The organism is Alicyclobacillus shizuokensis NBRC 103103, from assembly GCF_001552255.1.
GTDB lineage: Bacteria > Bacillota > Bacilli > Alicyclobacillales > Alicyclobacillaceae > Alicyclobacillus_G > Alicyclobacillus_G shizuokensis.
This window is the reverse complement of sequence record NZ_BCQV01000102.1, coordinates 1-2524: the sequence shown is the minus strand read 5'-3', so window position 1 is coordinate 2524 and position 2524 is coordinate 1. Positions and strand designations below refer to the sequence as shown.

General features: G+C 58.0%; 3 protein-coding genes. All 3 read left to right on the top strand.

Annotation, left to right across the window (positions count from 1 at the left end; genetic code table 11):
- The first annotated feature begins 83 nt into the window (after positions 1–83).
- The 3 genes from tnpA to tnpC all read left to right on the top strand — a co-directional run bounded on the left by tnpA (position 84) and on the right by tnpC (position 2420).
- Complete coding sequence (gene tnpA / locus ASH01S_RS17450) at positions 84–410, top strand: IS66 family insertion sequence element accessory protein TnpA (protein ID WP_245629152.1); 327 nt, start codon at positions 84–86, stop codon at positions 408–410.
- Positions 404–766, top strand: a complete 363-nt coding sequence (tnpB, locus tag ASH01S_RS17445) for an IS66 family insertion sequence element accessory protein TnpB (RefSeq protein ID WP_067929705.1) — start codon at positions 404–406, stop codon at positions 764–766. The genes tnpA and tnpB overlap by 7 nt, the downstream gene beginning before the upstream one ends.
- A gap of 67 nt (positions 767–833) precedes the next feature.
- Entirely contained in the window at positions 834–2420 is a 1587-nt protein-coding gene (gene tnpC / locus ASH01S_RS17440; RefSeq protein ID WP_067929706.1) for an IS66 family transposase, read from the top strand.
- Positions 2421–2524: the final 104 nt, after the last annotated feature.

The following is a 2524-nucleotide window of genomic DNA, read 5'->3' as shown; positions in this document are numbered from 1 at the left end:
GTGAGCGTCAAATAGTCCACACCTAGCGCCAACCTGCCTTGTGCGAGATGATTCCCCCAGAATCGAATGTGGGAGGGTTCTTGGTGACCAAGGCGGAGTTGGAAAAACATCGGAAGCTTTGGCGTGCCCGTGTGGCGGACTTCCGGGCCAGCGGGTTAACTGGTGCCGCATGGTGTGCCGCTCATCAGGTCAAGGAACACCAGCTTTGGTATTGGATCAGCAAGTTCAAGTCGGAAACGGACTGCAACGACCATCCACCACGATTTGTGACTGCACGCATTGAAGACCCCGGTGACGTGGCGGACAAGCCGCTTTCCGTCCGTGTAGGCCCGGCCATTATCGAGGTTACGCAGGGTTACGACGCTGAACTCCTGCGCGATGTGGTGCACACCCTGGCGTCGCTATGCTGAACATCGGCACGGGACCGGAGTTGCGCGTGTACCTGGCTTGCGGCAGCACAGACATGCGCAAATCCATCGACGGCTTGGCAGCTCTCGTGCAGGAGTCCTTTCACCTGGACCCGTTTTCTCAAGCGGTCTTCGTGTTCTGTAACCGGGAACGGGACAAATTGAAGATCCTGTACTGGGAGCACAACGGCTTCTGGCTGTATTATCGGCGGCTGGAACGAGGCCGGTTTCAATGGCCAGACGCCAGCGATGGCAAAACCGTCGTCATCAGCCGCCGAGAGCTGAACTGGCTGTTGGACGGACTGCCGCCCCACCAGCCAAAGGCACACCGGAGAGTAACCGCGAAAAAAGTGATGTAAGGGAACCGGTAAACTCAGAAGGATCTGTCAAGGGATTTCGGCGGCCGTGTCGAAATCCTTTTGCATGATGAACACGACGAAGGTGACCACCCACCAACCGGAATCCCTGCAGGAGCGCTACGAAGCGCTGGAGCAGGAAAACGCGGAACTGAAAAAGCAGGTGAAGCTGTTGTTGGAAGAGCTTCGCCTGGCTCGCCATCGGCAGTTCGGGAAATCCAGCGAACGCACGATGGAAAACCAGGTTCGATTGGATCTGGTGTTTAACGAGGCCGAGGCGGAGGCGCAGCCAGAGGCAGAGGAACCCACTGTCGAGACGGTTACGTATCAACGACGCAAGAAACAGCCTGGCCAGCGAGAGGCCATGCTTGCAGATCTGCCTGTCGAGCGGATTGAATACCGTTTGTCGGAGGAAGAGCGGATCTGTTCCTGCTGTCACGTAGTCATGGACGAGGTGGGCACTGAGGTTCGTCGTGAGCTCAAGCACATCCCGGCTCAAACGGTGTTGGTCGAACATGTACAGTATAAATACGCGTGTCGACCGTGTGACAAGCATGGGACCGAAACACCGATGGTGAAAGCGCAGATGCCCAAGCCTCCGATTCCGGGTAGTCTAGCGTCCGCCTCGATGCTGGCGCATGTGATTGACAAGAAATACGTGGACGGATTGCCACTATACCGGCAGGAGCAACACTTCTCTAGACACGGCTTGCAGCTGACACGGCAAACCCTGGCCAACTGGGTTGTGCTGGGCACGACACGGTGGCTTAGCTTGGTGTATGAGCGACTGCACGAGGAGCTGCTTTCCCGCACGTACCTGCACGCGGACGAGACGACGTTGCAGGTGCTGCACGAGCCGGGACGGGCGGCCGAGTCGGAGTCGTACATGTGGCTGTACCGCAGCGGCCGGGATGGTCCCCCTATCGTGCTATTCGACTATCAGGAGACCCGTTCGAGGGAGCACCCAAGGAGGTTCCTGGAGGGATTTAAGGGGTACCTGCATGTGGATGGGTACAGCGGATACCACGGTATCGAGGGCGTCACCTTGGTGGGGTGCTGGGCACACGCGAGGCGCAAGTTTGACGAGGCACTCAAGGTGTTGCCAACAGCGGAACGGAAAAAACCAACAGCCGCCCGGATTGGGCTTGAGTACTGCAACCGGCTGTTCAAAATCGAACGTGCATTGAAAGACACAACCCCGGAGGAACGTCGTACCGAACGGCAGAGGCTGAGTCGGCCGGTGCTTGACGAGTTTTTGGCATGGCTTCAGGAGCAGAGCGGACAGGTGGTGCCCAAGAGCGCCTTGGGCAAGGCGATTTCGTATTGCCTGAACCAGTGGCCGAAGCTGGTGGTGTACCTGCAGGACGGCCATCTGGAGTTGGACAACAACCGGAGCGAGCGATCCATCAAACGATTTGTGATAGGACGTAAGAACTTCCTGTTTGCGAATACGCCGCGCGGGGCAAGGGCGAGCTCCATCGCGTACAGCCTGGTGGAGACGGCCAAGGAGAACGGCCTGGACCCGTACTTGTACCTGGAGTACCTGTTCGAGCGGCTGCCCAACATCCGAACAGATGACCCGGCAGCGATGGACGACTTGCTGCCGTGGTCGGAGCGTCTGCCGGAACGAATCCGGAGACGTGGAAAAAAAGGATAGCATGAGAAATCGCCCCGCTGGGTTCCCTGGCGGGGTTGATTGTTGCTGTAGACTACTCTCGCCTAAGTCCGGACAAGCACAAGGTGTGAGGAGTCTTACGCTTA